The organism is Cellulomonas septica (assembly GCF_012396155.1).
Classification (GTDB): Bacteria; Actinomycetota; Actinomycetes; order Actinomycetales; family Cellulomonadaceae; genus Cellulomonas; species Cellulomonas septica.
Genome location: NZ_JAAXOY010000317.1, coordinates 1 through 4,071, shown reverse-complemented (window position 1 = coordinate 4,071; position 4,071 = coordinate 1). Strand labels below are relative to the sequence as shown.

Here is a 4,071-nt window from a genome sequence, read left to right as displayed (position 1 = left end):
GCGGGCGCTCCCGTCGCCGCGCCGGACCCGCGCACGGGCGCCCGCGTGCACGCGAGGGACGGCTTCGTCGTCACCTACTGGACGTCGCTCGTCACCGACACCGCGCGGTCACCTGCGCCGGGGGAGTACGCCGAGGCCCTCGTGCGCCTGCACGCCGCCATGCGCGGGACCGACCTCGAGACGCCGCACGTCACCGACCGCGTCGACACCGCGCTGCAGCTCGTGACCGATCGCGAGCGCACGCCCGGGCTGGCTGACCCCGACCGGGCGCTGCTCGTCCGGACGCTCCGCCGCCTGCGCGGCTCGCTGGTCGCGCCCGGGGTGGCGCAGCAGCTGCTGCACGGCGAGCCGCACCCGGGCAACGTCGTCCCGACACCGGACGGGCCCGTGCTCGTCGACCTCGAGACGTGCTGCCGGGGCCCGGTCGAGCTCGACGTCGCGCACGCGCCCGACGACGTCGCCGACCACTACCCGGGCCTGGACCGCGGGCTCCTGCGCGACTGCCGGACGCTCGTGCTCGCGATGGTCACGGCGTGGCGCTGGGACAGGGACGACCGGTTCCCCGACGGTCGACGGCTCGCCGTCGAGTGGCTGGAGAGGCTTCGCGCGGAGGCGGACGCGCCACCCGCCGACGCGTGAGTCACGCGCCGACGTACGTCGCCAGGTGCTGTCCCGTGAGCGTCGAGCGGTCCGCGACGAGGTCGGCCGGGGTGCCCTCGAAGACGACCCGCCCGCCGTCGTGGCCCGCGCCGGGGCCGAGGTCGATGATCCAGTCGGCGTGCGCCATCACCGCCTGGTGGTGCTCGATGACGATGACGGACTTCCCGGAGTCGACGAGCCGGTCGAGCAGGCCGAGCAGCTGCGCGACGTCGGCGAGGTGCAGGCCGGTCGTCGGCTCGTCGAGGACGTAGATTCCGCCCTTCTCGCCCATCTGCGTCGCGAGCTTGAGCCGCTGCCGCTCGCCGCCCGACAGCGTCGTGAGCGGCTGGCCGAGCGTGAGGTACCCGAGGCCGACGTCGGTGAGCCGGTCGAGGATCGCGTGCGCGGCGGGCGTGCGCGCGTCGCCCGCGCCGAAGAACTCCTCGGCCTCGGTCACCGGCATCGCCAGGACCTCGGCGATGTTCTTCCCGCCGAGCGTGTACTCCAGCACGCTCGCCTGGAAGCGGCGCCCCTCGCACTCCTCGCACGTCGACTCGACCGTCGCCATGACGCCCAGGTCCGTGTAGATGACGCCGGCGCCGTTGCACGTCGGGCACGCGCCCTCGGAGTTGGAGCTGAACAGCGCGGGCTTGACCCCGTTGGCCTTCGCGAACGCCTTGCGGATGGGCTCGAGCAGGCCGGTGTAGGTCGCGGGGTTGCTGCGCCGCGAGCCGCGGATCGCGCCCTGGTCGATGACGACGACGTCGTCGCGCTTCGCGACCGACCCGTGGATGAGCGAGCTCTTGCCCGACCCGGCGACGCCCGTGACCACGCACAGCACGCCGAGCGGCACGTCGACGTCGACGTCCCGGAGGTTGTGCGTCGACGCGCCCCGGATCTCGAGCGCGCCCTGCGTCGGGCGGAGCTCCGCCTTGAGGGTCGCGCGGTCGTCCAGGTGCCGGCCCGTGATCGTGCTGCTCGCGCGCAGGCCCTCGACCGTGCCCTCGAAGCAGATCGTCCCGCCGCCGGTGCCGGCACCCGGTCCCAGGTCGACGACGTGGTCCGCGATCGCGATCGCCTCGGGCTTGTGCTCGACGACGAGCACGGTGTTGCCCTTGTCGCGCAGCTGGAGCAGCAGGTCGTTCATGCGCTGGATGTCGTGCGGGTGCAGCCCGATCGTCGGCTCGTCGAAGACGTAGGTGACGTCGGTGAGCGACGACCCGAGGTGCCGGATCATCTTGGTGCGCTGCGCCTCGCCGCCCGACAGCGTCCCCGCGGGCCGGTCGAGCGAGAGGTAGCCGAGACCGATCTCCGTGAACGAGTCGAGCAGGTGCTGCAGGCCCGCGAGCAGCGGCGCGACGGTCGGCTCGTCGAGCCCGCGCACCCACTGCGCGAGGTCGCTGATCTGCATCGCGCACACGTCGGCGATGTTCTTGCCGGCGATCCGCGACGACCGGGCCTCGGCCGCGAGGCGCGTCCCCTCGCACTCGGGGCACGTCTGGAACGTCACGGCCTTCTCGACGAACGCCCGGATGTGCGGCTGCATCGCGTCGACGTCCTTCGACAGCAGCGACTTCTGGATCTTGGGGATCAGGCCCTCGTACGTGATGTTGATGCCCTCGACCTTGATCTTGGTCGGCTCCTTGTAGAGCAGGTCGTCGAGCTCGCGCTTCCCGTAGTCCTTGATCGGCTTGTCCGGGTCGAAGAAGCCGCTGCCGCGGAAGATCCGCCCGTACCAGCCGTCCATCGTGTAGCCCGGGACGGTCAGCGCGCCCTCGTTGAGCGACTTGCTGTCGTCGTACAGCGCGGTCCGGTCGAAGTCGGTCACCGCGCCCATGCCCTCGCACCGCGGGCACATGCCGCCGAGCATCGAGAACTCGGCCTTCTCGGCCTTGGTCCGGTCGCCGCGCTGGACCGTGATCGCGCCCGCGCCCTTGACCGACGGCACGTTGAACGAGAACGCGTTCGGCGACCCGATGTGCGGCTGCCCGAGCCGGCTGAACAGGATGCGGAGCATCGCGTTCGCGTCCGTCGCGGTGCCGACCGTCGAGCGCGGGTTCGAGCCCATGCGCTCCTGGTCGACGATGATCGCCGTCGTCAGGCCCTCGAGCCGGTCGACCTCCGGGCGCGCGAGCGACGGCATGAATCCCTGCACGAACGCGCTGTACGTCTCGTTGATCATGCGCTGCGACTCGGCGGCGATCGTCGCGAAGACCAGCGACGACTTGCCCGACCCGGAGACGCCGGTGAACACCGTCAGGCGCCGCTTCGGGATCTCGAGGCTGACGTCCTTGAGGTTGTTCTCCCGCGCGCCCTGCACGCGGATGAGGTCGTGGCTGTCCGCGACGTGCGACGCGGCCGGTGCGGTGCTCGTGGCGGTGCTCATGGGATCTCCCTGGGGACGCGAGGGGGGTCGGGACCGATCTAACCAGCCGGGTCCGACGCGCACGGGCGACCCGCGCGCAGGGTCGCTGCGGGCGGGTCGCCGGGGTTGGGGTGGTCGGGCGGGGTGCTCGGGTGCGGGCCGGCGGTGCGACGCCCGGGAGGTGGGACGGTCAGCCGACCTGGTTGAAGCGGAGCTGGTTGCCGGCCGGGTCGCGGAACGCGGCGTCCCGGATGCCGTACGGCTGGTCGGTCGGCTCCTGCACGACCTCGGCGCCCGCGGCCTGGAGCGTGTCGAACGTCGCGTCGAGGTCCGGCGTGGCGAGCACGAGCGTCGCGTACGTGCCCTTCGCCATCATCTCGGTGATGGTCCGCTTCTCGTCGTCGGTGACGCCCGGGTCGGCCGCCGGCGGGTAGAGGACGATCGACGTGCCCGGCTGCCCGGCGGGACCGACCGTGATCCAGCGCATGTCGCCGTAGCCGACGTCGTTGCGGACCTCGAAGCCCATCACGTCGCGGTAGAACGCGAGCGCGGTGTCGGGGTCGTCGTGGGGGAGGAACGTGTTCGCGATGGTGATGTCCATGCCGGTCACGCTAGGTGGGGCTCCGACGGCGTCGCTTCTCGATTCCTGACCGGTCGCGTCACCTGCTTCGCGACGCACGACGGCATGCCCGCGGTGCTGTGCTCGGCCGACCCGCGGTACACGCTCGGCGGGACCCCCACGAGCTCGGTGAACCGCGTCGAGAAGGTCCCGAGGGACTGGCAGCCGACCGCGAAGCAGACCTCGGTCACCGTGAGGTCGCCGCGCCGCAGCAGGGCCATGGCCCGCTCGATGCGCCGCGTCATGAGGTACGCGTAGACCGACTCGCCGTACGCCGCCTTGAACTGCCGGCTCAGGTGCCCTGCCGACATGTGCGCCCCGCGGGCGAGCGCCTCGACGTCGAGCGGCTGCGCGTACTCGCGGTCGATCCGGTCGCGCACCCGGCGCAGCCGCGCGAGGTCGCTGCGGCGGTGCTCGGCGTCGGCCCTGCTGGTCACGAGGCCGATGC

The 4,071-nt window shown here is 72.3% G+C and carries 4 protein-coding genes; 1 reads left to right on the top strand and 3 read right to left on the bottom strand.

Annotated elements, in window-relative coordinates; translation table 11 throughout:
- Positions 1-639 (top strand): phosphotransferase (locus HGA02_RS12325; protein ID WP_168679255.1); only part of this gene is annotated, 639 nt, incomplete at its 5' end.
- A gap of 1 nt (position 640) precedes the next feature.
- Here HGA02_RS12325 and HGA02_RS12320 read toward each other — a convergent pair.
- The 3 genes from HGA02_RS12320 to HGA02_RS12310 all read right to left on the bottom strand — a co-directional run bounded on the left by HGA02_RS12320 (position 641) and on the right by HGA02_RS12310 (position 4,060).
- Positions 641-3,025 carry an ATP-binding cassette domain-containing protein gene (locus HGA02_RS12320; protein ID WP_168679254.1) on the bottom strand — a complete coding sequence of 795 codons (2,385 nt, stop codon included), beginning with the start codon at positions 3,023-3,025 and terminating at the stop codon, positions 641-643.
- A gap of 169 nt (positions 3,026-3,194) precedes the next feature.
- Positions 3,195-3,605, bottom strand: a complete 411-nt coding sequence (locus tag HGA02_RS12315) for a VOC family protein (protein ID WP_168679253.1) — start codon at positions 3,603-3,605, stop codon at positions 3,195-3,197.
- A 5-nt stretch (positions 3,606-3,610) separates the two neighbouring features.
- A complete protein-coding gene (locus HGA02_RS12310) occupies positions 3,611-4,060 on the bottom strand; it encodes a helix-turn-helix domain-containing protein (RefSeq protein ID WP_168679256.1) in 450 nt (149 codons plus the stop codon).
- Positions 4,061-4,071: the final 11 nt, after the last annotated feature.